Source organism: Ensifer sp. R1-3, assembly GCF_056739175.1.
Genome location: NZ_CP096516.1, coordinates 157,091 through 183,564, shown reverse-complemented (window position 1 = coordinate 183,564; position 26,474 = coordinate 157,091). Strand labels below are relative to the sequence as shown.

Sequence of the window (26,474 nt, the reverse complement as noted above, 5' to 3'; positions counted from 1 at the left end):
TGGCCGCGAGGGAGGGCTACTCCCGGACCGACTGCTGCAGGCGATCCTTGGCTGCGTCATGCGCTTCCAGCGCCGCATCGCCGGCCTTGTCGAGGATTTCCTGCCCAGCCTCCATGGCTTGCGCCACTCCGGCATTCGCCCTGGCCGCCAGATTGGACCGCACATCTTCGGCCATTTCGCCTATCGCCTCGTCCTCGGCCTCGCTATGGGGCAGCGCCGCCCCTATCGCTGCACCGACGGCAAAGGCGAGCGCTCCGCCGACAAGCGGCTGGTCGCGGAAGTGCCTCAAGATGGCCGCGTTGAGATGCGCGCCCTGCTCTTCGAGCGACCGGCCGGCATTCTGCATGCTGCCGGCGAGAGATCTGCCGGCTCCCGTTACCGAGTCGGACATCCGTCCCGCCGCGGCGCTCACCTGCCTCCACGTCCGGGACGCCCAGCCGGACGCCTCGTCGAACAGGGCGCCGGTCTCGTCCCTGATATCTTCGATCTGCTTGCCTGCCGCGTCGGTAAAGCCGCGATAGACCTTTCCGGCGGGGTCGACGAAGTGGCCGGCCCGCCGGCCGGCTTCGTCCGTAAGGGCGCGGAAGCGGCTGCCGCTTTCATCCGTGAAGTGACTGTAGCGCTCGCCGAAGCTCGCCTCCACCGGACCCACTCGCCGGACGGAGCCCCTTACGGGTGCAAGCGGATAGTCATCCGCGCCGTCATTCCCCTCCCCCTGTCGCGGCGCGCGCGAGGCCGGGTTGGCGATCAGCCAGGCGAGGCTCACCCCCATCAGGGCAACCGGGATCGGGTTTGACTTGAGCGCCACGCCGAGATTGCTCAGATATTCGGACCCGCCGCTCGTTTTTGCATATTCGAGCAGTTCGTCCATCAGTTCTCCCGGCGACATGCGCTCCTGAATTTCGTGGAGCTTTTCCTCAATTCGCTGGCGGTCGGCCTCGATCTCGCGCTGCAGTTCGGCGGCGGAGTGCGTGTGTGCGGAATCGTTCATTGCAGTCTCTCCTTCACCACGTTCGCATCGCGCTGCAGGGAGGCGGCCGTCCGATCGAATTGGATGCTGCTGCCCTTGAGCGCCGAGAGGCCGCGCGAAATCATCGCCCAGGCAAGCAAGGCGACGACCACGCCGACGATGGCCGCTGACAACGCATCGGCATTCGCTTCGGTCATGCCCTGAGCCACGAGGAAGGCGCCAAGACCCTGGACGACGGCACTGAGCAGCACGCCTACGGCGCCTATGGCAAAGATCAGCCCGACGAGCAGCGTCTCGAGGCTGCCGACCGCTCGATTCAGATTCTCGGAGGCCTCGGCTTTCGCGAGGTCGATTTCCTTCCGGAAAAGACCGGATATATCCGCCACCAGACCGGTCATCAGTTCCGTCAGGGGGCGCTCATCCCGATGATTAGCCATTATAGGGTTCCTTCTCGCTTGATTGACGGGTCCGTCCCGAAGCATCCCGTCCGTCCCGGCGTGGAGGCGAAGCGGTGAGGAACCGACTTGCGGCCAGTCCTGCGATTGCCGCCATGCCGAGGAAGGCGAGTGGCTGCTTTCTGCCGAAATCTTCGACCATTCCGGCGATCTCACCAAGATTGCGGCCCTCGGCCTTGCGCGCGAAGCCCTGGAGCGACGTGCCGATCTGCTTTGCATAGCGGCCGATGGCCCGTTGATCCGATTGTTCTAGCTCGTTTCCGACCTTCTCGAGTGCCGCAGCAACACCGCTCAACTGCCGTGCAGCGACGTTCTTCTCATCCTCCACGGCGCGGCCGACCGCCGCCTTTGCCTGCTCCGTGTGTTCACTGGCGAACTCTTTGAACTCGTTCACGTCTTCACGCACGGCGTTCTCAAGGCTGCGGTCACCCGCCTCGCCCTGTCCGCCCGTGTCACCAGCTTGCACGCCGCTTACGCGCTCGATGCCTTGCGCGGCCGTCAAAGGCCTGCCCAAGGGATCGCCGGACCCTCGGCCGCTTGTGTCATTGGTCATTGTCGGCTCCTCCCATGCATAACGGGGATCGTTATCGTCTACGCAATCAAACGAGCCATTTAGAACCTTGTTCCCTGCAAAGCGCCGCAGGCCCTTTCCTCGCGTGCTTCGCTCGTTCAGGAAGCCTCCCGTGGCAGTCGTCTCGCCGCCCGGCGATCAGCGGGGCCGGTTCTCCGGCGACTGCTCGTAAAGTTCCTCGACCTTCTGCTTCTGCGCCTGCTTTTCGGCACGCGAGAGCGGCCTCTGCTTCAAGATGGCATAGGCGACCGCAGCGCCGAGTATGAAGGCGCCACCGCCGGTGACAAAAAGCCAGAAATAGTTTGTCAACATCGTCGTATCTCCTCAAATGCAGCCAACCGTGTCGGCCGCCGAAGGTTCCGGACGGTCCTGCTTCCGCGACATGCCCCGGCCTGCGCCGGAGCTCTCATTGCGCCGGAACCGAGTGACCGCTCGCGGGTTTGACCGACGTCGACGAACCAAGCCAAGGAGGAGATCATGGCCAGGAACAGGAGCTGGAGCCGCGACGTCTACGAGAGCTATCCCGAGTCGGACCGGCGCCGGCGCGGCAGATCCTACGAGGACGAGAGGCGCCGCGCCCTGACTGCCGGTCCGCGGCTTACGGATTACGGGAGCCCGGAGTATTTTGCCGGCGCCGAGCCGGGCCGTTCCGTCACATATCGCGGGCACGATGACAGCTGGGAACGGGAACGCGCATACGGCCCAGGTTACTTCGGCGGTGGAGGCTATTACCGCGACGATGACTATGGCGAGGGGTATCCCGATCGCGGCAGGGGCTACGGGGAGCGCGGCTTTCTCGAACGCGCCAGCGACGAAGTCGCGTCCTGGTTGGGCGACGAGGACGCCGAGCGCAGACGCGAGCTGGATCAGCATCGCGGCAAAGGTCCCAAGGGCTACACCCGTTCGGACGCCCGCATCCAGGAAGACGTGAGCGATCGCCTCAGCGACGAAGGAATGCTCGACGCCTCCGATATCGCGGTCTCGGTCACCAATGGCGAAGTCCAGCTGAGCGGTTTGGTCGATTCCAAATGGGCCAAACGCCGCGCCGAGGACTGCGCCGAAGCCGTCTCCGGCGTGAAGCATGTCCAGAACAACCTTCGCATCCGCCCATCGGGAGGATCACCCGGCTGGAATGCCGGCAACACCGACCGCAACATCGCCTGAGAGGCAGGCATCCGGGGAAAATGGCTCTTGCAGGAAAAGTGTGTACCGCCTGCACGGCCCAGGAACGTGTCGGATGACTGCAATCTCTCCTCCTCATCTCTGTGCTTGTCACAGAGATCCAGCAGCGCCGCGTCTGCGGCGCGGGAAGAGTTCTTTCAGCCCAAGGACTTGGTCTGGCTGGATCCCTGTGACGAGTGTTTAGCCCGGGGACATAACTGACGGGTGTTCGGGTCGATGGCAGGCCCACCTGGCAGGCCCACCTCGAACCCCTCGGGAACGCTCACTGGGATGTCATGGACTGAACCTGGAGCAAATGGGTTCTGACCGTCGGATAAGTGGACTCGGCAAAGGCTTTCAGCGCGCCGGCCTCCCCTTGCTCCGCGTAATTCTTGAGAAGCTCCAGAGCATCTTCATGCGCAGTAACCTGGGAGGACAGGTAGGCCGGGTCGAAGGCGGCACCGCTGAGCGCCCGCAGCGCGGCAAGCTTCTCCTCGCCGGCCTTGTCGAGCGACTGGGAAAATTCCACGCCATCCTTTCGTGCGGCTTCTGTCAGTTCCTTGCCGGCTCGCGCGTGATCCGCAAGCATCCGCTCGGCGAATTCCAGTACCTCGCGCCCTTTGCCGCGTTGCCGCGCGAGTTTTGCCGCCTCCATCTCGAAGAGGTTCGACATCGACATTCTCCGCGCGAATTCCTGGGGCTGCAAGGGCTCGCCCCGAGCGGACACGGCCAAGAAAGGCGCGAGGCACAACACTATCGCGGCGAGGGTGGCGTTGAGGGTTCTCATCGGGGATACCTCCGAAGGCCACCTAACCTGCGGCCTGAGTGAATCGTTCCGCACAGCACGAGAAATACCGGCTCGCCCACCAATCCTCATTTAACGAATTGCGGCACCCGGTCTCCGCTCTGCAGCTCGGCGTCCTCGCCAATGGTATTTCCCATTGCCGCAGATGCGAGGTCTCGGGCCTTAATATGGGGGATGTCGCCGCTGAGCGACTGCAGCCTTTCCTTGATCGCGACCTACTGCAAGGAACTTTCTTGGGGCCATCCGGTTGTAAGAATCGAGAGGCCGCACGACGGCCGATAGGAGCGGTCACTCGCGTGACCGACAAAGCTTATGCAAACGGCATTGTTCATCGCTATCCCGGCCCTCCCGCTGGGAACGGCGCTCGTGCTTCTGTGGTTCGGTCCGCTGTGGCGCCAGCAAGCGAGCCCATGGAACCGCTCGTCGATCTGGTGCCCCGGATCGACCATCCTGGACCGCCAGGCGCCGTGGCGCAGCCTCGATCGGATTTGATGCGGGCGGGGCCGGCGAATAGCGCGACCATCGTCGGCGTCGCTGCGCGAAGGCCGTTCCTCCGCAATTGCTCGGCTGGCGCCTTCGCCGCTGACACATGCCGTTACAAAAGTCCCGCCCGGCCGACACATCGTCAATACACGCAGTCATTCAAATAGCCGCACTGGCATCGAGGACGGGCCTCGGCCAATGCGGGAAAGGATGACCTCTATGAAAACGTCTCGGATCTTGGCGGCCGCGCTGCTGGTCGTTGGAAGTGGGTTGGCGTTGCAAGCGGCTAAGGCTCAACAAGCGGGACTTCACCGCACCGACCTGTTGCAACACGATCTCGGCCAGCCGGGCCGAGAAACAGTCCAGGTGCGCGTCGACTTCGATCCCGGTGCAGTCTCCATCAAGCACTCCCATCCGGGCGAAGAGGTGGCCTATGTGCTCGAAGGCTCGCTGGAATATCAGCTCGAGGGGAGAGCGCCGGTCACGCTTCATGCCGGCGACGCCTTGTTCATTCCGGCCGGGGCGGCTCATCTCGCGAAAAACGTCGGCAACGGCAAGGCATCGGAGCTCGCGACATATATCGTCGAAAAAGGCTCCCCGCTCGTCGTTCCGGTCAAGTGAGCGTCCGTCATGGATGCTGAGAACCTCCGAGAAAGCGGCGCGACAACAAACGGCGGCTCCGTGCTCTCCCGCCGGTCTCTGCTCCTGAACGGAGCCACGGTGGCGGCCCTCGCGACGTTTCGCCCTTCGGCGGCAGTCGCCCAAGCGGGCACCGCGGTGCCATTCAAGGATGGCGACATCCGCCCGTTTCGAGTGGACGTTCCGGCGGCAGAACTCGCCGGTCTGCGCCGCCGGCTGGCCGCGACACGCTGGCCCGACCCGGAAACGGTCGAAGACCGGTCCCAGGGCGTGCAGCTTGCGAAGCTTCAGGCACTGCTGGACTACTGGGAGACGGCCTATGATTGGCGTAAGGCCGAAGCAAAACTCAATGCCTTGCCGCAGTTCCTGACAGATATCGACGGTCTGGACATTCACTTCATCCACGTCCGCTCGCCTCATGCGAACGCATTGCCTCTCATCATGACCCACGGCTGGCCGGGTTCGATCTTCGAGTTGCTGAAGGTCGTCGGCCCGCTGACCGATCCGACGGCACATGGAGGGACCGCGGGCGACGCCTTCCATCTCGTGCTTCCGTCCCTCCCCGGCTTCGGCTTTTCCGAAAAGCCGAAAGGCACCGGCTGGAACCCGGAGCGGGTCGCGCGCGCCTGGGACGTCCTGATGAAGCGTCTCGGCTATACGCGCTACGTATCGCAGGGCGGAGACTGGGGTGCCATCATTTCTGACGCGATGGGCCGCCAGGCTCCATCGGGCCTGCTCGGCATCCATGTGAACAGGGTCGAGCGCTCAACTACCATTCCGCCGGAAATTGCCAAAGCGCTGAGAAGCGGAGATCCTGCACCTGCGAATTTGACCGCGGAGGAACGGGCGGTGTTCGACGAGGCCAGAGCCTTTCTCAAGACGGGCTTCGGATATGCGGCGATCATGGGAACGCGTCCGCAAACAGTCGGCTATGGTCTTGCCGACTCGCCCGCCGGGTTGGCTGCATGGTTCTATGACAAGCTCGCGGACTGGGTGTTCACCCGCGGCGAACCGGAACGCGTATTGAGCCGCGACGAGATTCTGGACAACATCACGCTTTATTGGCTGACGAACACGGCGACCTCGAGCGGGCGGATCTACTGGGAGAACAATGCAGTCGGCAACAAGCTGGCCGAGATCGTGATCCCGGCGGCAGTGACGGTTTTCCCCGGCGAGGTCTACAGGCCGCCGAAGAGCTGGGCGGCGCGGGCGTACCGCAATCTCATCTACTATAACCGCGTGGACAGAGGCGGACATTTCGCCGCCTGGGAAGAGCCGGATCTCTTCAGCGCCGAGCTGCGTGCCGCTTTCCGGTCCTTGCGTTGACCGCTGCATTGCCACAGGCACGAGCCGATGAATACTGCTGTCACGGCATTCTCGTTCTGATAAGAAATGGCGGTCAAAGGGGTGTCTTGCCATGGAGCACATCGATCACATCCTGATCGTCGATGACGATCGGGAAATCCGCGAGCTTGTGTCCGCTTACCTGAAGAAGAACGGTCTGCGGGTGACCGCCGTTGCCGACGGGCGGCAGATGCGGACCTTCCTCGAGGCAAATACAGTCGATCTGATCATCCTCGATCTGATGATGCCGGGCGACGACGGCCTCGTCTTGAGCCGCGAGCTGCGCGTCGGCAGACACAAGGCGACGCCCATCGTCATGCTGACCGCCCGCTCGGACGAGATGGACCGCATCATCGGGCTGGAAATGGGCGCCGACGACTATATCGCCAAACCCTTCTCGGCGCGCGAACTGCTCGCCCGCATCAAGGCGGTCCTGCGGCGCGCGCGGATGCTGCCAGCGAACCTGCAGGTCTCGGAGGCAGGTCAGCTGTTGCGTTTCGGCCAATGGAAGCTGGACACGACGGCAAGGCATCTCATCGATGCGGATGGTACTGCGATTGCACTCAGCGGCGCCGAATACCGGCTGCTGCGCGTCTTCGTCGACCACCCGCAGCGCGTCCTCAACCGCGATCAGCTCCTCAACCTCACACAGGGGCGCGAGGCCGAGCTCTTCGACCGATCGATCGATCTCCTGGTCAGCCGGGTACGCCAGCGCCTCGGCGACGATGCTCGGGAACCGACCTATATCAAGACCGTCCGCAGCGAAGGCTATGTTTTCTCGGTGCCGGTCGAGATCATGGAGCCCCGCTGATGGCGGCGCGGTCGATTCTCCATGGTATTCACCTATGGCCGCGCACACTCAGGGCGCGGCTTTTCGTTATCCTTCTCGCCGGCCTGACGATCGCCCACGCCATGTCGTTTGCGGCGCTGTTTTCGGAACGCTACATCGCCGCCAGATCGGTGATGTTCAATACGCTCGAAACCGACGTCGCGACGTCGATCGCCATTCTCGACCGGCTCCCCGCGACCGAACGCGCCGCCTGGCTGGGCCGGCTCGAGCGCGGGTCCTACCGCTTCGTCCTGGGGCGGGGCCTTCCGGGCAGTCGCGTGCTCAATGAGGCCGACGTCGAGGTCGCCGACAAGGTCCGGGCTGCAATCGGCGCGAAATACCCGATCGAGGTCGAATCCATTCCCGGCGGCGTCCGCCGTCTTCAGGCCCACCTTCGCTTGAGTGATGGCGAGCCGCTGACGATAGACATCACGCCAAGGGGCGTCATGCCGGTTGCCGACTGGCTGCCTTACGTCCTCGTCGCTCAGCTTTCCCTTCTGGTCCTGTGCAGCTGGTTTGCCGTGCGCCAGGCCACCCGCCCGCTCGCCGATCTGGCGAAGGCCGCCGACACGCTCGATCCGAACAGCAGGACGCCGCGCCTCAGCGAGACCGGACCGAGGGAAGTCGCCTATGCGGCGACGGCATTCAACGCGATGCGGGATCGCATCGCGCAGTATCTGGAGGAGCGCGTGCAGATACTGGCCGCGATCTCGCATGACCTGCAAACACCGATCACCCGGATGAAACTCCGCGCGGAAATGGCCGAAGCGTCCATCGAAAGAGACAAGCTGATCACGGACCTCGACGAGGTCGAACGTCTCGTCAAGGAGGGCGTTGCCTATGCGCGCAGCGCCCACGGCAAGGACGAAAAGGCTTCTCGCATAGATCTCGCCTCGTTCATCGAGAGTTTGGCGTATGATTATCAGGACACCGGCAAGGCCGTCACGGTCGCCGAATTGGGTGACGGCGCAATCGTGACCCGGCCGCACGCCTTGAGACGGATTCTCACCAACCTGATCGACAATGCGCTGAAATTCGGCGGCAGCGCCGAGATCGAGGTTCAGCGCCGCCCCGAGGGCACCGTGACCATAAAGGTCCTCGATCGCGGTCCCGGCATTCCGGAAGACCAGCTCGAAGCGGTTCTGCAGCCCTTCTTCCGCCTGGAGCAATCACGCAGCCGGGATACGGGCGGGACCGGGCTCGGCCTCGCAATCGCCCAGCAGCTCGCGACGGTCATCGGCGGCTCCCTGACCTTGCGAAACCGCGACGGTGGCGGCCTTGCGGCGGAGCTCTCCCTAGAGAGTTCCACTGTTTCAATGAAACAGTGGAACTCTCTAGCCCTTTGAAACGACGCACCTGCGGACGGAAACCCGTTACACACTTTACCTGGAAGTGCTCGGAGTATTGCCTGAGGAACTATCGACCCCGGCCGGATCCGCAAGACCGGCGGCTTAGCAAAACGAACGGGGCGGTCTCGGCCGCCCCGCTATGCACCATCGTTTCAGCCTGCAGTGTCTCAGGCTGGCTGCGCCTCGCCGGTCTGCTCCCGGACAATGTAATCGGCGTACCAGATGGACCAGTCCTCGTCCCTGTGTCCGAGCTGCTTCTCGTACTCGCCGTGGGCCGCTTCGGCGCGGCGGAACGCGGCTGCGAGATCGGCAGCCGAACTGAACGCCGTTCCGTCCGGGTCGACGCGCCCGGGCAATCGCGCGGTGACCTCCTGGAACAGCCAGCCATTGCCGTCCGGATCGCGGAACGATGCGTAGGAACGATAGCTGCGGCGCTCGGGATCACGGCCGCCGGCACGATGCGTCCCGAACAGATAGGGCTCGTCGCTGCCGGCATTCACGTCGCCCGCATGGAATACCTCGCTGATGTCGACGCCGCGACCGCGCAACTCCTCGCGGGCGGCCTCGATGTCGGAGACGATGAGGTACAGTCCCTGCGCAGAACCGGGCTCCGCATCGGTCACATGCCTTCCGAAGATGACCGAGGCACCGGATCCGGGCGGGGTAAATTGTATCACGCGGTAGCCGTCGGCACCGGCAAAGTCGGCGTCGAGCCTCCAGCCGAGGCTCGCGTAGAATTCCTTTGCGCGGTCGACATCCGACACGGGCACGACGATAACTTCGAGCTTCATATCGACCGGCCGGGCTCTTTCGCTGTTGATTGCGGTGGTCATGTCATTCTCCTCTTGTTTGGGAGGCGCAAGGCGCCATGTGCCTTCTCCGTTGACGATGCGGGACGGAAGCTTCATGCCTCGTCCGACTGTCGAGAGACATATGCCGCCCCGCACGTGTACGGGATGTTTCGCAAGGGGCTGAAATTGTAAGCCAAGCCTCACGGACCGCCTGCGGATACAGTTCGATACGAAGACATTGCTCCGCAGGCGAAGGCGATCAGAGGCGATCGACGTCGACGACCGCCTGGGCAAAGGCTTGTGGGGCTTCCTGCGGCAGGTTGTGACCGATGCCGCCCGAGATCAGCCGGTGCTCGTACTTGCCGGAGAACTTCTTCGCATAGGCCGCTGGCTCCGGATGCGGAGCGCCGTTGGCATCGCCCTCCAATGTGATCGTCGGAACACCGATCACCGGCAGTTCGGCAAGCCTGTTTTCCAGCCCGTCATATTTGCTCTCGCCGTCGGCAAGGCTGATCCGCCAGCGGTAATTGTTGACGGTGATATCGACATGATCCGGGTTGTCCAAGGCCGCAGCGCTTCGATCGAAGGTGGCGTCGTCAAAATTCCATTTCGGCGATGCGAGCTGCCAGATGAGTTTGGCGAAGTCCTTCCGGTACTGTTCATAGCCCGCGCGCCCGCGTTCCGTGGCGAAGTAGAACTGGTACCACCAGGCAAGCTCCGCCTTCGGCGGCAAAGGCTTTTTATTGGTTTCACGGCTGCCGATCAGATAGCCGCTCACCGAAACCAACGCCTTGCAGCGCTCCGGCCAGAGTGCGGCGATGATATTGGCGGTTCGCGCGCCCCAATCGCAGCCGGCGATGACGGCCTTCTCGATGCCGAGCGCATCCATCAGGGCGACGATATCGGCGGCGATCGCCGCCTGCTGGCCGTTGCGCGGTGTATCGGGGGAGAGAAAACGCGTCGTGCCGTAGCCGCGCAGATAAGGAACGACGACCCGGTAGCCCGCCTTCGCGAGCAGGGGCGCCACATCGACATAGGTGTGGATGTCATAGGGCCAGCCATGCAGCAGGATGACCACAGGCGCATCGCTCGCGCCCGCCTCCGCATACCCTATGTTGAGGACCCCCGCGTCAATCTGCTTTATCGCAGCGAAAGATGTATTTGTCCCCGGCGTTGTCGCCGGAATGCGAGCGTCACTCGTTGATTTTGCGAGGGCGGCGCGTCCGACGCCGAAATGCGCCGCAGCGACGGTCAATGCCGCCACTCCCATGAACCGCCGCCGCCGCAGATTGAATTCCCCTGTCATCGAACTTCTCCTGTGTGAACCACAGCTGCGGAATGCGATGGTGATGTATCTCGATTGTGAGCCCGCCCGACTGCAATTGAAAGCCCGTGTACAGTTCACGGGCGCCGATACAGTAGGCTACAATTCACTCGCGCCAGACCTCACGGCACCGACGCGCTCTCGCGGGCGTTCCGGCGGATCGTCTGAGGCGGCTGCCCGAGCGTGCGGAGAAAGGCCCGGCGCATGCGATCGGCAATGGCGAAACCGGTTTCCTCCGCAATCACGTCCATCGAGTGCCGGCCCTGCTCCATCATCAGCCGAGCCGCCTCGACTCGGAGAGTCTCCACCGCCTTGGCAGGCGACTGCCCTGTTTCGGCGCGGAAGGCACGGCTGAATTGGCGGGCGCTCAGGCCCGCCGCATCGGCCAGTTCCTCCACCGACAACCCCCGCCGGAGGTTCGCCTTGGCGTAATCGATCGACCTTTGGATACGGTCGGACTTCGGTTCCAACTCGAGCAATGCCGAGAACTGCGATTGGCCGCCGGCACGCCGGTGATAGACGACCAGCTTGCGGGCGACCGAGCGAGCGACGCCCTGGCCGTAGTCCTTCTCGATCATCGCGAGTGCGAGATCGATGCTCGCCGTCATTCCGGCCGATGTCCACACGCTTCCGTCGACGATGAAGATCCGGTCTTCCTCGACTTTAACGGCCGGGAAGCGATCCTGCAGCTGGCGCGCAAAGGCCCAATGCGTCGTCGCCCGACGTCCGTCCAGTAGTCCGGATTCGGCAAGGACGAAGGCGCCGGTGCACGGCGCCGCCACCCGCCTTGCGGTCTCGAAGGAACGACGCGCGAACTCCACCAGACCTGGTGTCATCGGCTCGATCTGCACGCCGGCGCCGAACATCACAGTGTCGTAAGCGGTATGATCGAAAGTCTTCGTAAGGACACCGAAGCCGGCGGACGACTTGACCTCGCCGCCGGCTTCGGAAAGCAGTTCTATCTCGTAGACCGTCTCGCCAAGGGCGAGGTTCGCCATCTCGAAGGCGGTTACTGCCGCAAAACCCATGAGCTGGAATCGCGGGAAAACGACAAAGCCGATTCTATGCATGGGCGACTTCCTTGCTGGAATTCTCCTGCGCACGATATTCGCGCAGGAGATAAACCGCTACACGGACTTCTCGACCCGCCACAATATGGGCAGCGCTATGCAGCCGCAGCCCGATACCGCGCGGCGGGAACACTGAGAGAGAGGTTCGGGACGAGCTTCTGGCGCGCCGCTTCATAGGCCTCCCAATCGGCAGCGTCGGGAAGCGATGGAATGGTGATCGGTTCACCGAGATCGAAGCCCACGAGCGCGGCGTCGACCATATCCTCGGCGGGCATGACGATCTCGTTCGGCAAATGCTCGACAGGCGTGCCGGCAATTCCCCAGAAGTCGGTGGCCGTCGCGCCAGGGAGAACGGCCTGTATGCGGATGTTCCTGCCTTCAAGCTCCTTTTGAAGCGACAGCGTGAAGGCGAGGACGAACGCTTTGCTTCCTCCGTACACGCCGTTCAGCACTTCCGGCGCGATCCCGACGATCGAAGCAATATTTATGATCGCACCCGAGCCGCGTGCTACGAAGCCAGGCACGGCGGCATAGGTCAGCCGCGTCAGCGCGTTGACGTTGAGCGCGATCATCTCCTCCATTTTGTCGACATCCGAGGCGAGCAATGGCCCGGTTGCACCGACGCCGGCATTGTTGACCAGCATGGTGATGCTGGCATCGGTGCGTAGCACCTTCTCGATGCGTGCGGCGTCGGTCCTCTTGCGAAGGTCCGCTGCCACGACTTCGACGGAGCGCCCGGTGTCGTCGGTAAGACGCCTGGCCAGTTCATCGAGGCGGGTCTGGTTTCGGGCGACGAGGATCAGATCATATCCCCGGCGCGCCAAGCGATCGGCATAGATCGCACCGATGCCGGAGGAAGCGCCGGTAACGAGCGCGGTGCCTTTTGAATGCTGGGTCATGTGAGGCTCCAATCGGTTGGTTTGAGCCTCGATAGTAGGGTGAAACCGCAATGTCTCAAATGACGTAAATCCGTCAATCTAGGACATAGAGTACAGCATGGACGGAATGTCGCCGTCAACGCCGCGCGGATGCCGCTGGAGGTGCTGGGGCGGCGAAGAGGGCGGCAATCTCGACGGTTCGCGTGGATCCGTATCCCAGGCGCAGGTGCCAGTACCACGAGGTAAAGCCGGTTACAGGAATGTGCATGAACTCTCCTCTTCTTCATCCGAACGTAAAAACGAATGCTTCGACGCCGGGTTCGAGAAAGCGGATCTCGAACGTTCGTTCCCGCACCTCCCCCGACTGCCGTACGAGCTGATAGAGGCGCGTCTCTCCCACCGTTCCATAGCCGTCGGAATCAATGTCCGAACCGTGATCCGGGCCCGGTGCAGCACCGTCGACCTTCACCTGAAAGCGCACCCTCCTGCCGTTTTCCCCAGGGCCGAGGACAAGGTGCAGATCGCGCGCGCTGAACCTGTAGGTGATTGCGCCCCCGGCGCGATTGAGTGTCGCCTGCTCTGCACCAACCGTCCAGTTGCCGGCGAGGCTCCATTGATTGAGCCGAGGCTCGCCGGCGGTATACTCGTGCGCCGCATCGGCTGCGACACGCTCCGGCGACACGAAGTTCGAAGCACGCATGTAGCCGACATAATCCTCGCCGGACTGGAGATTGGCGAGATCGGGCGCGGCTTCGGCACCCGTCGCATCCGGCTGCACGAAACCATTGTCGCCGCGGCGGCTCCCCGCCGCTTCCGCCAGCAGCTCCTGTATGACGCGCTCCGACCGCGCATAATCGCCCTCGCCGAAGTGATGGTGTCTGATCCGCCCTTCTGCATCGATGAAATAGTGCGCGGGCCAGTAGCTGTTGCCGAAGGCGCGCCAGATCGCGAAATCGTTGTCGATCGCAACGGGATAGCGGATATCGAAATCCGTCACTGCGCTCCTGACGTTGGCGATGCGCTTTTCGAAGGCGAATTCAGGCGCATGCACGCCGATCACCACCAGCCCCTGGTCCCGATACTTCTCGGCCCAGGCGCGGACATAGGGGATCGTACGGATGCAGTTGATGCAGGAGTAGGTCCAGAAATCGACGAGAACGACCTTGCCGCGCAGCTGTTCCACGCTCAAAGGCTTCGAGTTGACCCACTCGACGGCGCCGTCCAGCGGCGGGAACATGCCTTCCACCGGCAAGTCGCTGCGGTAGGCCGGTCCCTCGCCGCCGACGGCAGTTGACGCCCTGTCCTCGACGGAGTCGCCCCGCACACCGTCGAGGAGCGACTGCTCGATGGCCGCGGTGCTTGCATAGGAGAGGCGCGCAAGCTGCCCCGTATCGAGCCCGAGCGCGATTGCGGCAACGCCTGCAAGCACGGCAATGCCGAGGCCCTGCCGGAGCCGCTCGCCAAGGCCGAGTGAGCGCTTCATCGCCGCAAACACTCTCCCTCCGGCAAGAACGGCCAAGGCCAGCGAAGTCGCCGCACCGGCAGCATAAGCCGCCAGCAGAAGCGTGGTCTCGACATTGGCACCGTGCAGGGCGGCGCCGGTCAGCACCAGGCCCAGAATTGGGCCCGCGCAGGGCGCCCAAAGAAGTCCGGTTGCAACACCGAGAAGGAGCGACGCTCCGACGCTCGGCGGCTGACCGGCCATTTTTTGTGAGAGCCGGCCGCCGAGTGCGACGGCCGGACGAGTGAACAGGGCCGCGGCCCGCGTCGAAAGCAGGGTCACGCCGAAACCGGCCAGCACTGCGATCGCCGCATACCGCCCGGCCACATTCGCCTGTACCGCCCAGTCACCACCAAGCGCGGCGAGTGTGGCCACGCCCGCGAATGTGAGAACCATGCCGATGAGCATCGGAAGAACGCTCCTGGCGAAGGGCTGGCCGGCCCGCGAAAACACGAAAGGCAAGACCGGGAGGATGCAGGGGCTGAGGATTGTCAGCGCACCTGCGAGATAAGCTATTGTGAAAAGGATCATTTTCGTCCCTCTGCATTGGACCTGCGCCTCTTGCGGCGGCGGTCGCGCTTGACACGCGGAGCATGGGACCAGAGCGAGGTATCCCGATTGTGTCTCGTAACAAGGGGATCTGTATCGAATTGCAGAAGGCCGCACGGGCCTTCTGCAGCGTCATGCCACCCGACGAGGAAGACTACTGCAGAAGCTTCAGCAGTTCGCTGGCGGCGGAAGTGGACGAAGACGGGTTCTGGCCGGTGACCAGCCTGCCGTCCACAACCGTGAAGTCGGCCCAATCCTCGGCCTTCTCGTAGCGCCCGCCGAGGCGCTTCAGTTCGTCTTCGACCAGGAAGGGCACGACATCGGTCAGTTGAACGGCCTCCTCTTCGGAATTGGTGAAGCCCGTGACGCGCCTTCCCTTGACGATGGGCTCGCCGAGATGAGTGACCTGCGTCAGGACAGCCGGGCCATGGCAGACGGCGGCGACCGGCTTGCCCGCGTCGTAGAAGCCTTCGATAAGGGCGATGGAATTCCTGTCATTGACGAGGTCCCACATCGGACCGTGTCCGCCCGGATAGAACACCGCGTCGTAGTCCTCCTGTTTGACTTCACCTAGCTTCAAAGTATTTGCCAATGCTTTCCTGGCGGCGGGGTCGTCCTTGAACCGCCCCATCGCTGCAGTCTGGCTGGCTGGCTCGTCGCTCTTGGGATCGATCGGCGGCTGGCCGCCCTTGGGCGAAGCGAGCGTGACTTCTGCCCCGGCGTCCTTGAACACGTAATAGGGCGCAGCAAACTCCTCCAGCCAGAAGCCGGTCGGCTTGCCCGTGTTGCCGAGCCGGTCATGCGAAGTCAGAACCATCAGGATCTTCATGGTCATTCTCCTTCGTTGAGGCGTTTCCAAACGCAGGATCGCGCGGATACGCAGCCTATTCTCGAGCCGTGACCGTATATTGGCGAGGCTCCCGCAGGATGGCCGGCCAGTACAGCTTTGCCATCATTGCGTATTGCCGTTTTGGGGTGAATACTCGCTCTACAGCAGTCACTGTCCCGGAGATCGGCAGAATATGGACCGCATCGATGCAATGAAAGTTTTCGTCGCGGCGATCGACGAGGGCAGCCTCGCCGGGGCGGCCCGCCGCCTGAAGCGCTCGCCGACGGCGGTGAGCCGCGCCTTGAGCTTCCTGGAAGCGCATGTGGGCGTCGAGCTTCTGCATCGGACGACCCGCACCCTCAAACTGAGCGAAGCAGGCCAACGCTATGCGGCCGCCTGCCGACGGGTACTGACCGATCTCGAGGAAGCGGACATGCTCGCAGGAGGGGAACGCTCCGCCCCTCGCGGGATGTTGACGATTTCCTCGCCACCAATCCTGGGGGAGGAGATACTTCGCCCCATCCTGGATGATTTCCTCGATCTCTACCCGACCGTTTCGGTCCGCCTTCTTCTCCTCGATCGCTTCGTCAACCTGGTGGACGAAGGCCTCGACATTGCGCTGCGCATCGGTCAACTGGCGGATTCATCGCTCATCTCCACCCGGCTCGGCGGCGATGTGCGGCGCGTCGTAGTCGCCTCGCCTCGCTACCTCGCCAATCACCCCCGCATCGGAGAACCGGCCGATCTCGCCAAGCACCAAATCCTGGCCTTCACCAATTTCGGTCTGGAGGCCTGGAGCTTCACACCGGCGAAGGGCTCTTCCATCCCCAGAACGATCCAGTTTACGCCGAGGTGCATAGTCAACAGCGTGCGCGCCGCCGCCGCGTCGGCGGCTGCCGGGCGCGGCCTGACGCGGCTTTATTCCTATCACGTCGCGGAATATGTAAGAGACGGGCGCCTCGAAATCGTGCTCGCCGATGCCGAGCATCCGCCCCTGCCGGCGCATCTCATCGCACCGCAGGGCCGCATGTCGGTCCCCAAGGTCCGCGCATTTGTCGACTTTGCGGCGCCGCGTCTGCGCTCCGAATTTGCGCGCATGGCAGCGGAGGCTGGCACGCTTACCTGATTGTGCCGATATTCGGTTGAGTGTCGATCAAATAGCGGCAATTCTCCCAAGAGACGCATCGATCTAATTTCGATTGCACCAACGCCGAGGGCGGAGGGCGGACGCAGGAAGCGGCCGCTGCAATCGAGAAAGGATCACATCATGCGTAACCAACAGAAAGTCGTCGTCATCACCGGCGCCTCCCAAGGCATCGGCGCCGGACTGGTTCGCGCCTATCGTGACCGGAACTACCGCGTCGTCGCGACCTCCCGGTCCATCAAGCCGAGCGCCGACCCGGATATCCATACCGTCGCCGGCGACATCAGCAAACCGGAGACCGCCGACCGGATCGTGCGCGAGGGAATCGAGCGCTTCGGCCGCATCGACTCTCTGGTGAACAATGCCGGCGTTTTCCTCGCCAAGCCGTTCGTCGAGATGACCCAGGAGGATTACGACCACAATCTCGGGGTGAACGTCGCCGGCTTCTTCCACATCACCCAGCGAGCCGCGGCGGAAATGCTGAAGCAGGGTTCGGGTCATATTGTCAGCATCACCACCAGCCTCGTCGATCAGCCGATGGTGGGCATGCCCTCAGCGCTCGCGTCGCTCACCAAGGGTGGCCTGAACGCGGTGACCCGGTCGCTGGCGATGGAGTTTTCCAGAAGCGGCGTTCGCGTCAACGCGGTTTCCCCCGGGGTAATCAAGACCCCGATGCATCCGGCTGAGACCCATTCGACGCTCGCCGGCCTGCACCCGGTCGGCCGGATGGGCGAAATTCGCGACGTCGTGGATGCCGTCCTCTACCTCGAACATGCGGGATTCATCACGGGCGAGATCCTCCATGTCGACGGCGGTCAGAACGCCGGACGCTGGTAAACGGCATATCGGCCCCGCGACGAAACACGAACCAAAGCCGCAAAGGAGACTGTCATGCCTATCGTCACCGTACAGGTTACCCGCGAGGGAAGCGCACCCGGCCGCAACTCGGTCACCGCAGAGGAGAAGGCCGCGATCATCAAGGGCGTCAGCGAAGTGCTCCTTGATGTCCTGAACAAGCCGCTCGAATCCACCTATGTGGTTATCGAGGAAGTCGAGCTCGATAACTGGGGCTGGGGTGGCCTCCCGACAGTGCAATTCCGCCGGCAGCGCGACGAGACGGCCCGATCCTGAAGCCGGCAAAATCTGCCCGCCACGCTTCACCGTTTCCAACCGGTGAAGCGTGCCGACACCGTTAACGGTTATGCCCGGCCGCGATAATTCATCGGCACGACCGACGGTGCCGAAAGCTGTTCCACTTCGAGCGTCAGGCGATCGCGAAGCGGAGACCGGATGCAAACCGGGTCCGTTGCGCTCGCGTCGCCGGCAAGCGCCATCGCCTGGCAGCGGCAGCCGCCGAAATCCACCTTCTTGCGCTCGCAGCTCCGACAGAGCTCCGGCATCCAGTCCTCGCCGCGATAGGCATTGAACGCATTGCTCTCGTACCAGATGCTGGAAAGCGAGTTTTCGCGCACGTTCTCGAAAGAGAGGCTCGGAATGGTTTCGGCGGCATGGCATGGAAGCACCCGCCCGGACGGCGTGATGTTCAAGCCGACGCGGCCCCAGCCGCCCATGCAGGCCTTCGGATACTTCGAATAATAATCGGCGGGCACATAGTCGATCACCAATATGCCCTGATATTTCTCGCGTGCTTCGGCGACGCTTCGCGTAGCGCATTCGACCTGCTCGCGGGTCGGCATGAGAACCTCTTTGTTGCGCTCGGCCCAACCGTGAAACTGCACGGTGGCGACTTCGATGCGGCGCGCCTTCAGCCGGATAGCCAGCTCAATCATCTCATCGATCTCGCCCATGTTCTGCCTGTGGCAGACGGCGTTCAGCGTCAGCGGTATAGCGGCATCGGCCGCCCAGCCTGCAACCGCCATTTTCCGTTCATAACCGCCTTTGTACCCGCCGATCCGATCGGCGCTTTCGGGAGAAACGCCCTGGATGGAAAGTTGGATATGGTCGAGTCCGGCATCGGCGAGGCTGTTCATCCTCGCCTCCGTCAGTCCCACGCCGGAGGTGATCAGGTTGGTGTAAAGGCCGAGCGAACTCGCCGCCTGCGTCAATTCGACAAGGTCCCGACGCGCGGCAGGCTCCCCGCCGGACAGGTGCAGATGCAGGACGCCGAGATCGGCGGCTTGCGCGAAGACGCCTGTCCACTCCTCTGTCGATAGTTCTTCCTTGGCTTGCGTCAGGGCGATCGGATTGGAGCAATAGGGGCAGGCGAGCGGGCAGCGATGCGTCAGTTCCGCCAGCATGGCCATCGGCGGAAGAATGCGCGGCAAGGTGCGGGCAGTTTCGGCTGGCCGGGCGATAGTGTCGCTCATTGGACGATCTCCAGCATGCGGCGGACGGAGAGCTCCTGGACGAAAGTCCTGACATCCTCGGCGATCTCTTCGACGGGGGCGTCGAACTTCTCGGCAAAGTCGGCGGCGATCCGGTCGAGGTTCCGTTCGCCATCGAGAGCCTGAACGATGGCGACGGCGATGTCGTCCACGGCCATGGCGCGCTCCGGAGCCAGCAGCACTGTCTGGCCGCGGACCGGATCCTCATGCAGCCGGACCCCTCGTGCCAGCTTGACGACGCTCGATCCTGAAATCACGGGCGCGTCGGCCGTCATTCCGCGGCCTCCCGCGCTCTCGGCTCGCGGATCACCCCCTCCCGGCCGTCCCAGGCCCCCGGCGGAATGCGCCCCGGCGTGACATAGGCCGAATAAAGTGCATCGAGCTGGGCCCAGAGAACATCCGTCTTGAAGGTGAGTGCCTGAGCGGCCGCGTCCTGCTTTTCCCGCGTGTCGGCATGGTCAAGGACATAGGCGAGGCCGAACTCGACATCCCGGGGCGCCTCCGCCAGCCTCTGGCGGAAATAGGCGAGTGCGGCGTCATCGGCGAAGGCGTAGTGCTCCAGCAGCCCGGCAATGCGCTCCGAGTGGATCTTCGGCGCAAAAAGCTCCGTCAGCGAGGAGGCCACCGCCTCGAGCAGCGGCTTCTCACGCACAAAGGAAACATAGGCGTCCACGGCAAACCGGGTCGACGGCAGTACGCCCCTTGCGGAGCCGACATAGGCTGGATCTAGTCCCACGGCCTCGGCGAGACGCAGCCAGCGCCGGATGCCGCCGCCCTCCTCGACGCCGCCGTCGTGATCTTCGATGCGGGAGCGCCAGGCCCGGCGCATATCCGGGTCGTCGCAACGCGACAGAAAGGCCGCATCCTTCATGGGGATGCGGCTCTGGTAATAATAGCGGTTGATCACCCAGGCGCGGACCTGCGTCGTCGTGCAACCGCCGCCATGGAGCATCGCATGAAACGGATGCTTGTCATGGTAGCGCTCCTTGCCGATCTCCAGCAGGCGGGCATGGAAAGCTTGTCTGTCAGTTGCCGTCGTCACAGCCGGACCTCCATGCCGTCATAGCCGATCTCGAAACCGCGGGCCTCGACGCGCTCTCGCTCGCTGCCGGCCCGCCAGATCGGGTTGGTGTTGTTGATATGGACATAGATCTTTCTGCGAATGTTCAAGAGATCGAGCGCGTCGAGGCTGCCACCTTCCCCGTCGATCGGCATGTGGCCCATGCGACGGCCTGTCTTGCGGCCGGTCCCGGTCAGGATCATCTCGTCATCGGAAAAGAGCGTGCCGTCGAAGAAGACAGCATCGGCATCGCGCAGGCGCGCGGCGAGGCTATCCGTCATCATGGCGCAGCCAGGAACATAATAGACCCGCCTGCCGGCGGCCTCCAGTTCGAGCCCGACCGTGTGCTCGCCCTCGATGCCCAGATCGGGCTCGCCGTCCTCGAGAAAGAGGGGCACCTTGCCCGGAACGGCGAAGAGCCGTGCATCGAGGCCCGACAGCGGAGAGAAAGCCTCATCGATTTCGATGGTCTTTCTTGACACCAGTTCCGGATCGAGGACCTGGAAGACCGGATTGTCGGAGACGATCCGGCCGACTGCGCCGGTCGAAAATAGGGTGAATGCCTGCTTCTCCCGCAAAACGAGAAGCCCTGCCAGATGGTCGATGTCGCCATTCGTCAGCACCACACTCTCGATGGGGCTGTGGCGCAGCCGGCGTGGCTGAAGCGGGCAATTGTCTTGAACCTGCTGGCGGATGTCCGGGGAGGCGTTGAAGACGGTCCAGCTCTCGCCGTCGAGGCTCACCGCAAGCGACGACTGGGTTTGCGGTCTGAGGCCGGAGGCCGGATCGCGCGCCATCGCGCAGTTGCGACAGCCGCAATTCCATTGCGGGAGACCGCCGCCGGCGGCGGCCCCCAAGACGATGATGCGAAGATCGGACGTTTTGTTCACCGGGATACCTGATGCCTTACCGATCCTCGTCAAGCTGGCCTTCAGAAGAGGATCGGTTCATCCCCGTCCGCAGGAGCATAGCGGGTGATTTCCATAGCGCAGCTGACTTCGATGAATTTCGGTTTATGCCAGGCCATACTTCCTCCATTCGCCCGTGGGGTCGTTGTGCTCGCTCCCGTTCCGGCAGGCGCCCTTGCGGTCGGGGCGGGCATGAAACCAGGCAGGACCTGTAGCAGTCCTGCCCGGGTCAAGGCGCCGGAGCGGCAGTTCGCTGCTCCGGCAGAGCCCGGCGGCGCCGTGGCCGGGCTTTAGGCATCGTAAAATCTCCTCTTGGGCGCATGGTAGCAAGCGATGTGGTGCCCCACAATTACGACCTAGGTGTCGGTCGACGCCGCTTTCCGCCCGCATGAAGCTCGCATCTAGCCAAATGCGTTGGCCGGATAAGGCTTGCTGACCACAGGCAGATAGCGCGCGCCGGATGCCAGCACGAACCGCTCGAAAGCCTGCATAGCCGGGGTGGCGACACGGTCCAGGCGCGACACGGTGAACCACTGCCGGCGGATCGGCGTGTCGATCACATCGAGGATCACGAGCCTGCCGAGCTTTACCTCCTGTTCTATCGTATGCGCCGAGATGAAGGCGATACCGAGACCGGCAATGACGGCCTGCTTGATCGTCTCGTTCGAAGCGATCTCTGTGCCAAGCTCCTCGAGCTCGTGCGGTGTGTCGCTCAGGAAGATTTCGAGCGATATCCGGGTTCCCGATCCTTTTTCGCGCACCAGGAACTGTTCCTGCGCGATCCGCTCCCGTGAAATCTCCAGCACGCCTGCGAGCGGGTGACCGGCCGGGGCGATGAAGACCAGAGGATGATCGCCGAACACCTGCGCCCTCACCTCGAAATCGCGCGGCGGCCGCCCCATCAGAGCGATGTCGATCTCGTGGTCCCGCAGTTTGGCGATGATTTCGGCACGGTTGCCGATGAAGAGATTTATCTCCACGGCGGGGACCTGATCGCGAAAGGCAGCAATCAGCTGCGGCGCGAAATATTTGCCGGTCGACACGACCCCGAGGCGCAACCGCCCGGTTCTGAGGCCCTTGATGGCGTCGATCGAATCCTCGAGGGCGGTAAGGCTGTCCTCGATCGCCCGCGCAGCCTCGAGAAAGGCGAGGCCGTAGGCCGTGGGCACCATGCCGCCGCGCGTGCGGTCGAAGAGCGCAATGCCGGCGTCCCGTTCCAGATGCTGGATCTGCAGGGTGAGCGCCGGTCCGGTCAGTCCCAAGGCTTCGGCGGCAAGGTTGATCTTCCCCAACCGGCAAACGGCTTCGACGGTGCGGAGCTGGCGAAAGGTCACATTGCGCATGCGCCAAAGTAAGGAAATCTAACTTATGAAGTCAAATGAATAAATTTTACAAACTCCCCTTTTGCGCCATCCTTCCCTCGACAGCGTGTGGAGGAGACATCATGTCAGGCGCGACTCTCGAAGCTTACCTCGCTTCATGCACGGCCCGCGGCGACGACCTTTCAGGGGACGTCGCCGCCGTGATCCAGAGGCTGGCGAAGGCCGCCCTTGACATCCGCAAGCTCGTCAACCAGGGAGCGCTCGGCACCGCTTTCAACGGCACCCACGGCGGCAGCAACACGGATGGCGATCTGCAGAAGGATCTCGACATCCTGTGCGACGACCAATTCCTGACGTGTCTGCAAGGCGCCCCCGTCGCATGCTACGCCTCGGAAGAACTGGAAAATCCGGTTCTGCTCGACCCGTCGGCGCGCCTCGCAGTTGCCATCGACCCGCTCGACGGCTCTTCGAACATCGATAACAACGTTTCCATCGGCACGATCTTCTCGGTGCTTCCCGCCGCCAAGGGGCCGGACGTGGACCCCTCCCAGTCCTTCCTGCAACCTGGAAACCGGCAACTGGCGGCGGGCTTCTTTATCTACGGACCGCAGACCGCTCTGGTCCTGTCGCTCGGCAAGGGGACGGAGATCTTCATCTTCTCCAGCAGGCTCGGATGTTTCGTCGAGGCCTACAAGTCGGCCATCATCCCGGAGCGCTCGCACGAATTCGCCATCAACATGTCGAACTACCGGCACTGGGAAGAAGCGATCCGGCTCTATGTCGACGACTGCCTGGCAGGCTCCGAGGGCCCGCGCGAGCGGGATTTCAACATGCGCTGGATCGCCTCGCTCGTCGCGGAAACCTATCGCATCCTCATCCGCGGCGGGATCTTTCTCTATCCCGCCGACGGCCGGAAGGGATATAGCCAGGGCCGGCTGCGGCTCGTCTACGAGGCCAACCCGATCGCCTTCATCATCGAGAATGCCGGCGGCGCGGCCACCACGTCCATCGACCGCATTCTCGATCTCGTTCCGGAAAATCTGCACCAGCGCGTGCCTCTGGTTTTCGGTTCGCGCCGCGAGGTGGCGCGCATCACCCGCTATCACGTCGACCCGAACATGATTGGCGAACGCGCTCCGCTCTTCGGCAAGCGCGGTCTGTTCCGGGCCTGAGGAGAAAAATATGTCGGCCAAATTCCCCATCATCTCCATCACGGGTTCGTCCGGCGCCGGAACCACGACCGTCAAGGACACCTTCGAGAAGATATTCAAGCGCGAGAACATTTCGGCGTCCTTCATCGAAGGCGATGCCTTTCATCGCTTCGACCGGGAAACCATGCGCAGCAAGATAGCGGAGGAGAAAGCCCGAGGCGTCGACTTCACGCATTTCTCCGCCGAGGCGAACGAACTGGAAATCCTTGAAAGCGTCTTCGCCGAATATGGCCGGCGCGGGGTCGGCCGCACCCGTCACTACGTGCACGACGAGGCCGAGGCCGCGAAATTCGGTTCGGACCCCGGCACGTTCACCGACTGGGAAGAATTCCGCGACAGCGATCTCCTCTTCTACGAGGGGCTGCATGGCTGCGCCGTCACCGACACGGTCAATCTCGCCCAGCATTGCGACCTGAAGATCGGCGTCGTGCCCGTGATCAATCTCGAATGGATCCAGAAGATCCATCGCGACAAGGCGACCCGCGGCTACTCCACCGAGGCCGTGACCGACACCATCCTGCGGCGCATGCCCGACTACGTGAACTATATCTGCCCGCAATTCTCCCTGACGGACATCAATTTTCAGCGCGTACCGATCGTCGACACATCCAATCCCTTTATCGCCCGCTGGATACCGACGCCGGCCGAATCCATCCTGGTCATCCGCTTCGCCAAGCCACAAAGCATCGATTTCCCCTACCTGCTGTCGATGCTGCACAACAGCTACATGTCGCGCGCCAATTCCATCGTGGTGCCGGGCGACAAGCTCGATCTCGCCATGCAGCTGATCTTCACCCCGCTCATCCACAAGCTGCTCGAGCGCAAGCACCGCATGTCGTGAGGAGGACATCATGAATGTTTCGCAGCAGATCGGACCGCGCGCCGCCGCCTCGGAGCGCAGCATGGCCGATGCCATCCGGTTTCTTTCCATGGATGCCGTCGAGAAGGCCAATTCCGGTCACCCCGGCATGCCGATGGGCATGGCCGACGCGGTGACGGTCCTCTTCAACCGCTTCATCAGGATCGATCCGTCACACCCCGACTGGCCGGACCGCGACCGTTTTGTGCTTTCGGCCGGCCATGGCTCGATGCTGCTCTATTCGCTCCATCACCTCATCGGCTTCGCCGATATGCCGATGGCCGAGCTTTCATCCTTTCGCCAGCTTGGCTCGAAAACGGCCGGCCACCCCGAATATGGCCATGCCCTCGGTATCGAGACCACCACCGGCCCGCTCGGCCAGGGGATCTCGACCGCTGTCGGCATGGCGATCGCCGAACAGATGATGGCCGCCCGCTTCGGCAGTGCGCTCTGCAACCACTTCACTTACGTGGTAGCCGGAGACGGCTGCCTGCAGGAGGGGATCAGCCACGAGGCGATCGACCTTGCCGGACATTTGAAATTGCGCAAGCTCGTCGTGCTGTGGGACGACAACCGGATATCGATCGACGGCTCGACCGATCTCTCCACCTCGATGAACCAGCTTGCGCGTTTCCGCGCCGCCGGCTGGGACGCGCAAGCAGTCGACGGCCACGACCCCGACGCGGTGGAAAAAGCGATCGAACGGGCGCGCCGGACCCGAAAGCCGTCGCTGATCGCCTGCCGCACCCGTATCGGCAAGGGTGCCGCCAGCATGGAGGGCTCGCACAAGACCCACGGCGCGGCGCTCGGCGAAAAGGAGATCGCTGCCACACGCGAAAAACTCGGCTGGCCGCATCCGCCCTTCTTCGTTCCGCCCGAGATCAAGGCCGCCTGGGAAAAGGTGGCGACGCGGGGCCGCACGGCCCGCGAGGCGTGGGAAATCCGCCTTGACGCTTCGCGCTCGAAAAAGCGCTACGAGCAGACCGTAGAGCGGCAGCTCGACGGCGAGGTCGGCGATCTGCTTGCAAGATTCCGGGGCGCGCATCGCACAAGGGCTACGAAGGTCGCGACGCGTCAGGCCTCGCAGATGGCTCTGGAGGTCATCAACGGCGCCACCGCTTTGACCATCGGCGGCTCGGCCGACCTGACCGGTTCGAACCTGACGCTGACCTCGCAGACCCAGCCCATCTCGCCGGGTAATTTCAAGGGCCGCTACCTGCATTACGGCATCCGCGAGCACGGCATGGCGGCCGCCATGAACGGCATCGCGCTCCATGGCGGCTTCATCCCCTATGGGGGCACTTTCCTGGTCTTTTCCGACTATGCCCGCGGTGCGATGCGCCTTTCGGCCCTGATGGGCCTGCCGGTCATCTATGTGCTGACCCATGATTCCATCGGGCTCGGCGAAGACGGACCGACGCACCAGCCGGTCGAGCATCTGGCCATGCTGCGCGCCACGCCCAACCTCAACGTCTTCCGGCCGGCCGACATCATCGAGACGGCGGAATGCTGGGAGATCGCGATTGGCGAGAAGAACACGCCGAGCGTCCTCGCCCTTTCGCGGCAGGCCCTGCCGATGCTGCGCCGGACGGACGGGAACGAGAACCTGTCGGCGCTCGGGGCCTATGTCCTGATGGAGGCGCGCGGCGACCGGGACATCACGCTTCTCGCCACGGGATCCGAAGTCGAGATCGCCGTTGCCGCAGCGGAGCGCCTGCAGGCCGAAGAACGCATAGCAGCGGCGGTGGTCTCCATGCCGTGCTGGGAGAAGTTCGAGGCTCAGGACGCGGCCTATCAAAGGCAGGTCCTCGGAGATGCACCGCGCATCGCCATCGAGGCGGCGGGCCGCCTCGGCTGGGACCGTTGGATGGGCCCCGACAGTGCTTTCGTCGGGATGACAGGCTTCGGTGCCTCGGCACCGGCCGGAGACCTCTACCGCCATTTCGGCATTACCGCCGACCATGTCGTCGCAGAAGCCCTGGAGCTCCTCCGCCGGGCATGCCCGGAAACGCCGCCCATAGGTGCCCGGACCGGCAAACCGGTCGCCCACATCGTCAGATCATCCGAGGAGGCATGA

At 63.4% G+C, this 26,474-nt stretch carries 29 protein-coding genes; 12 read left to right on the top strand and 17 right to left on the bottom strand.

Features of this window, described 5'->3' with window-relative positions:
• Positions 1-16: 16 nt before the first annotated feature.
• The 4 genes from M1D43_RS18195 to M1D43_RS18180 all read right to left on the bottom strand — a co-directional run bounded on the left by M1D43_RS18195 (position 17) and on the right by M1D43_RS18180 (position 2,308).
• Positions 17-991, bottom strand: a complete 975-nt coding sequence (locus M1D43_RS18195; RefSeq protein WP_010975122.1) for a DUF3618 domain-containing protein — start codon at positions 989-991, stop codon at positions 17-19.
• Complete coding sequence (locus M1D43_RS18190) at positions 988-1,407, bottom strand: phage holin family protein (RefSeq protein ID WP_003528659.1); 420 nt, start codon at positions 1,405-1,407, stop codon at positions 988-990. Before M1D43_RS18190 ends, M1D43_RS18195 begins: the two co-directional genes overlap by 4 nt.
• A complete protein-coding gene (locus M1D43_RS18185) occupies positions 1,400-1,978 on the bottom strand; it encodes a hypothetical protein (protein WP_013850108.1) in 579 nt (192 codons plus the stop codon). The genes M1D43_RS18190 and M1D43_RS18185 overlap by 8 nt, the downstream gene beginning before the upstream one ends.
• A 156-nt stretch (positions 1,979-2,134) precedes the next feature.
• Entirely contained in the window at positions 2,135-2,308 is a 174-nt protein-coding gene (locus M1D43_RS18180) for a hypothetical protein (protein WP_010975120.1), read from the bottom strand.
• 165 nt (positions 2,309-2,473) lie between these two features.
• On the opposite strand from M1D43_RS18180, the gene M1D43_RS18175 reads away from it, so the two are divergent.
• Entirely contained in the window at positions 2,474-3,160 is a 687-nt protein-coding gene (locus M1D43_RS18175; protein WP_027989163.1) for a BON domain-containing protein, read from the top strand.
• Positions 3,161-3,440: 280 nt separating this feature from the next.
• Here M1D43_RS18175 and M1D43_RS18170 read toward each other — a convergent pair whose 3' ends face one another.
• Positions 3,441-3,944 carry a DUF4142 domain-containing protein gene (locus M1D43_RS18170; RefSeq protein WP_010975118.1) on the bottom strand — a complete coding sequence of 168 codons (504 nt, stop codon included), beginning with the start codon at positions 3,942-3,944 and terminating at the stop codon, positions 3,441-3,443.
• A gap of 330 nt (positions 3,945-4,274) precedes the next feature.
• On the opposite strand from M1D43_RS18170, the gene M1D43_RS18165 reads away from it, so the two are divergent.
• From M1D43_RS18165 to M1D43_RS18145, 5 genes are all read left to right on the top strand, one after another.
• Positions 4,275-4,454, top strand: coding sequence for a hypothetical protein (locus M1D43_RS18165; RefSeq protein ID WP_014530801.1), 180 nt, complete (start codon positions 4,275-4,277; stop codon positions 4,452-4,454).
• A gap of 210 nt (positions 4,455-4,664) precedes the next feature.
• Positions 4,665-5,066 carry a cupin domain-containing protein gene (locus M1D43_RS18160; protein WP_003528667.1) on the top strand — a complete coding sequence of 134 codons (402 nt, stop codon included), beginning with the start codon at positions 4,665-4,667 and terminating at the stop codon, positions 5,064-5,066.
• A gap of 9 nt (positions 5,067-5,075) precedes the next feature.
• Positions 5,076-6,410 (top strand): epoxide hydrolase family protein, encoded by a 1,335-nt coding sequence (locus M1D43_RS18155; RefSeq protein ID WP_013850111.1) that lies wholly within the window; start codon positions 5,076-5,078, stop codon positions 6,408-6,410.
• A 91-nt stretch (positions 6,411-6,501) separates the two neighbouring features.
• Positions 6,502-7,239 carry a response regulator gene (locus tag M1D43_RS18150; RefSeq protein WP_013850112.1) on the top strand — a complete coding sequence of 246 codons (738 nt, stop codon included), beginning with the start codon at positions 6,502-6,504 and terminating at the stop codon, positions 7,237-7,239.
• Positions 7,239-8,603 carry an ATP-binding protein gene (locus M1D43_RS18145; RefSeq protein ID WP_013850113.1) on the top strand — a complete coding sequence of 455 codons (1,365 nt, stop codon included), beginning with the start codon at positions 7,239-7,241 and terminating at the stop codon, positions 8,601-8,603. The genes M1D43_RS18150 and M1D43_RS18145 overlap by 1 nt, the downstream gene beginning before the upstream one ends.
• Before the next feature lie 170 nt (positions 8,604-8,773).
• Here the strand turns inward: M1D43_RS18145 and M1D43_RS18140 are convergent, their stop codons facing one another.
• The 6 genes from M1D43_RS18140 to M1D43_RS18115 all read right to left on the bottom strand — a co-directional run bounded on the left by M1D43_RS18140 (position 8,774) and on the right by M1D43_RS18115 (position 15,548).
• Positions 8,774-9,514, bottom strand: coding sequence for a VOC family protein (locus M1D43_RS18140; RefSeq protein WP_017265862.1), 741 nt, complete (start codon positions 9,512-9,514; stop codon positions 8,774-8,776).
• A gap of 142 nt (positions 9,515-9,656) precedes the next feature.
• Positions 9,657-10,703: an alpha/beta fold hydrolase gene (locus M1D43_RS18135; protein ID WP_013850114.1), complete on the bottom strand. Its 1,047-nt coding sequence runs from the start codon at positions 10,701-10,703 to the stop codon at positions 9,657-9,659.
• A 140-nt stretch (positions 10,704-10,843) separates the two neighbouring features.
• On the bottom strand, positions 10,844-11,791 hold the full coding sequence (locus M1D43_RS18130) for a GlxA family transcriptional regulator (RefSeq protein ID WP_003528692.1): 948 nt from the start codon (positions 11,789-11,791) through the stop codon (positions 10,844-10,846).
• 95 nt (positions 11,792-11,886) lie between these two features.
• Complete coding sequence (locus M1D43_RS18125; protein WP_014527569.1) at positions 11,887-12,690, bottom strand: SDR family NAD(P)-dependent oxidoreductase; 804 nt, start codon at positions 12,688-12,690, stop codon at positions 11,887-11,889.
• Positions 12,691-12,952: 262 nt separating this feature from the next.
• A complete protein-coding gene (locus tag M1D43_RS18120) occupies positions 12,953-14,701 on the bottom strand; it encodes a cytochrome c biogenesis protein DipZ (protein ID WP_027989162.1) in 1,749 nt (582 codons plus the stop codon).
• A gap of 172 nt (positions 14,702-14,873) precedes the next feature.
• Positions 14,874-15,548 carry a type 1 glutamine amidotransferase domain-containing protein gene (locus tag M1D43_RS18115; protein WP_014527572.1) on the bottom strand — a complete coding sequence of 225 codons (675 nt, stop codon included), beginning with the start codon at positions 15,546-15,548 and terminating at the stop codon, positions 14,874-14,876.
• Between the two features lie 193 nt (positions 15,549-15,741).
• Between M1D43_RS18115 and M1D43_RS18110 the strand changes: the two genes are divergently transcribed.
• From M1D43_RS18110 to M1D43_RS18100, 3 genes are all read left to right on the top strand, one after another.
• Positions 15,742-16,674, top strand: coding sequence for a LysR family transcriptional regulator (locus M1D43_RS18110; RefSeq protein WP_498814355.1), 933 nt, complete (start codon positions 15,742-15,744; stop codon positions 16,672-16,674).
• A 141-nt stretch (positions 16,675-16,815) separates the two neighbouring features.
• Positions 16,816-17,529 carry an SDR family NAD(P)-dependent oxidoreductase gene (locus tag M1D43_RS18105; RefSeq protein WP_010975106.1) on the top strand — a complete coding sequence of 238 codons (714 nt, stop codon included), beginning with the start codon at positions 16,816-16,818 and terminating at the stop codon, positions 17,527-17,529.
• Between the two features lie 54 nt (positions 17,530-17,583).
• Positions 17,584-17,823 carry a tautomerase family protein gene (locus M1D43_RS18100; protein WP_014527574.1) on the top strand — a complete coding sequence of 80 codons (240 nt, stop codon included), beginning with the start codon at positions 17,584-17,586 and terminating at the stop codon, positions 17,821-17,823.
• Positions 17,824-17,891: 68 nt separating this feature from the next.
• Here the strand turns inward: M1D43_RS18100 and pqqE are convergent, their stop codons facing one another.
• From pqqE to M1D43_RS18070, 6 genes are all read right to left on the bottom strand, one after another.
• On the bottom strand, positions 17,892-19,019 hold the full coding sequence (gene pqqE / locus M1D43_RS18095) for a pyrroloquinoline quinone biosynthesis protein PqqE (RefSeq protein ID WP_014527575.1): 1,128 nt from the start codon (positions 19,017-19,019) through the stop codon (positions 17,892-17,894).
• On the bottom strand, positions 19,016-19,312 hold the full coding sequence (gene pqqD, locus M1D43_RS18090) for a pyrroloquinoline quinone biosynthesis peptide chaperone PqqD (protein ID WP_003528708.1): 297 nt from the start codon (positions 19,310-19,312) through the stop codon (positions 19,016-19,018). Before pqqD ends, pqqE begins: the two co-directional genes overlap by 4 nt.
• A complete protein-coding gene (pqqC, locus tag M1D43_RS18085; protein ID WP_003528710.1) occupies positions 19,309-20,079 on the bottom strand; it encodes a pyrroloquinoline-quinone synthase PqqC in 771 nt (256 codons plus the stop codon). Before pqqC ends, pqqD begins: the two co-directional genes overlap by 4 nt.
• Positions 20,076-20,987 (bottom strand): pyrroloquinoline quinone biosynthesis protein PqqB, encoded by a 912-nt coding sequence (gene pqqB, locus M1D43_RS18080; protein ID WP_003528712.1) that lies wholly within the window; start codon positions 20,985-20,987, stop codon positions 20,076-20,078. The genes pqqC and pqqB overlap by 4 nt, the downstream gene beginning before the upstream one ends.
• A 41-nt stretch (positions 20,988-21,028) precedes the next feature.
• Positions 21,029-21,124 (bottom strand): pyrroloquinoline quinone precursor peptide PqqA, encoded by a 96-nt coding sequence (gene pqqA / locus M1D43_RS18075; protein WP_003528714.1) that lies wholly within the window; start codon positions 21,122-21,124, stop codon positions 21,029-21,031.
• A 282-nt stretch (positions 21,125-21,406) separates the two neighbouring features.
• Positions 21,407-22,348 carry a LysR family transcriptional regulator gene (locus tag M1D43_RS18070; RefSeq protein ID WP_014527576.1) on the bottom strand — a complete coding sequence of 314 codons (942 nt, stop codon included), beginning with the start codon at positions 22,346-22,348 and terminating at the stop codon, positions 21,407-21,409.
• A 101-nt stretch (positions 22,349-22,449) separates the two neighbouring features.
• Between M1D43_RS18070 and M1D43_RS18065 the strand changes: the two genes are divergently transcribed.
• Genes M1D43_RS18065 through tkt form a run of 3 tightly spaced genes read left to right on the top strand, consistent with a single transcriptional unit; the run spans position 22,450 to position 26,474 of the window.
• Positions 22,450-23,499, top strand: a complete 1,050-nt coding sequence (locus M1D43_RS18065; RefSeq protein WP_014527577.1) for a class 1 fructose-bisphosphatase — start codon at positions 22,450-22,452, stop codon at positions 23,497-23,499.
• Between the two features lie 10 nt (positions 23,500-23,509).
• The gene (locus M1D43_RS18060) at positions 23,510-24,379 is read left to right on the top strand and encodes a phosphoribulokinase (RefSeq protein WP_003528721.1); all 870 of its coding nucleotides are present in this window, start codon (positions 23,510-23,512) and stop codon (positions 24,377-24,379) included.
• A gap of 10 nt (positions 24,380-24,389) precedes the next feature.
• Positions 24,390-26,474 (top strand): transketolase, encoded by a 2,085-nt coding sequence (tkt, locus tag M1D43_RS18055; RefSeq protein ID WP_014527578.1) that lies wholly within the window; start codon positions 24,390-24,392, stop codon positions 26,472-26,474.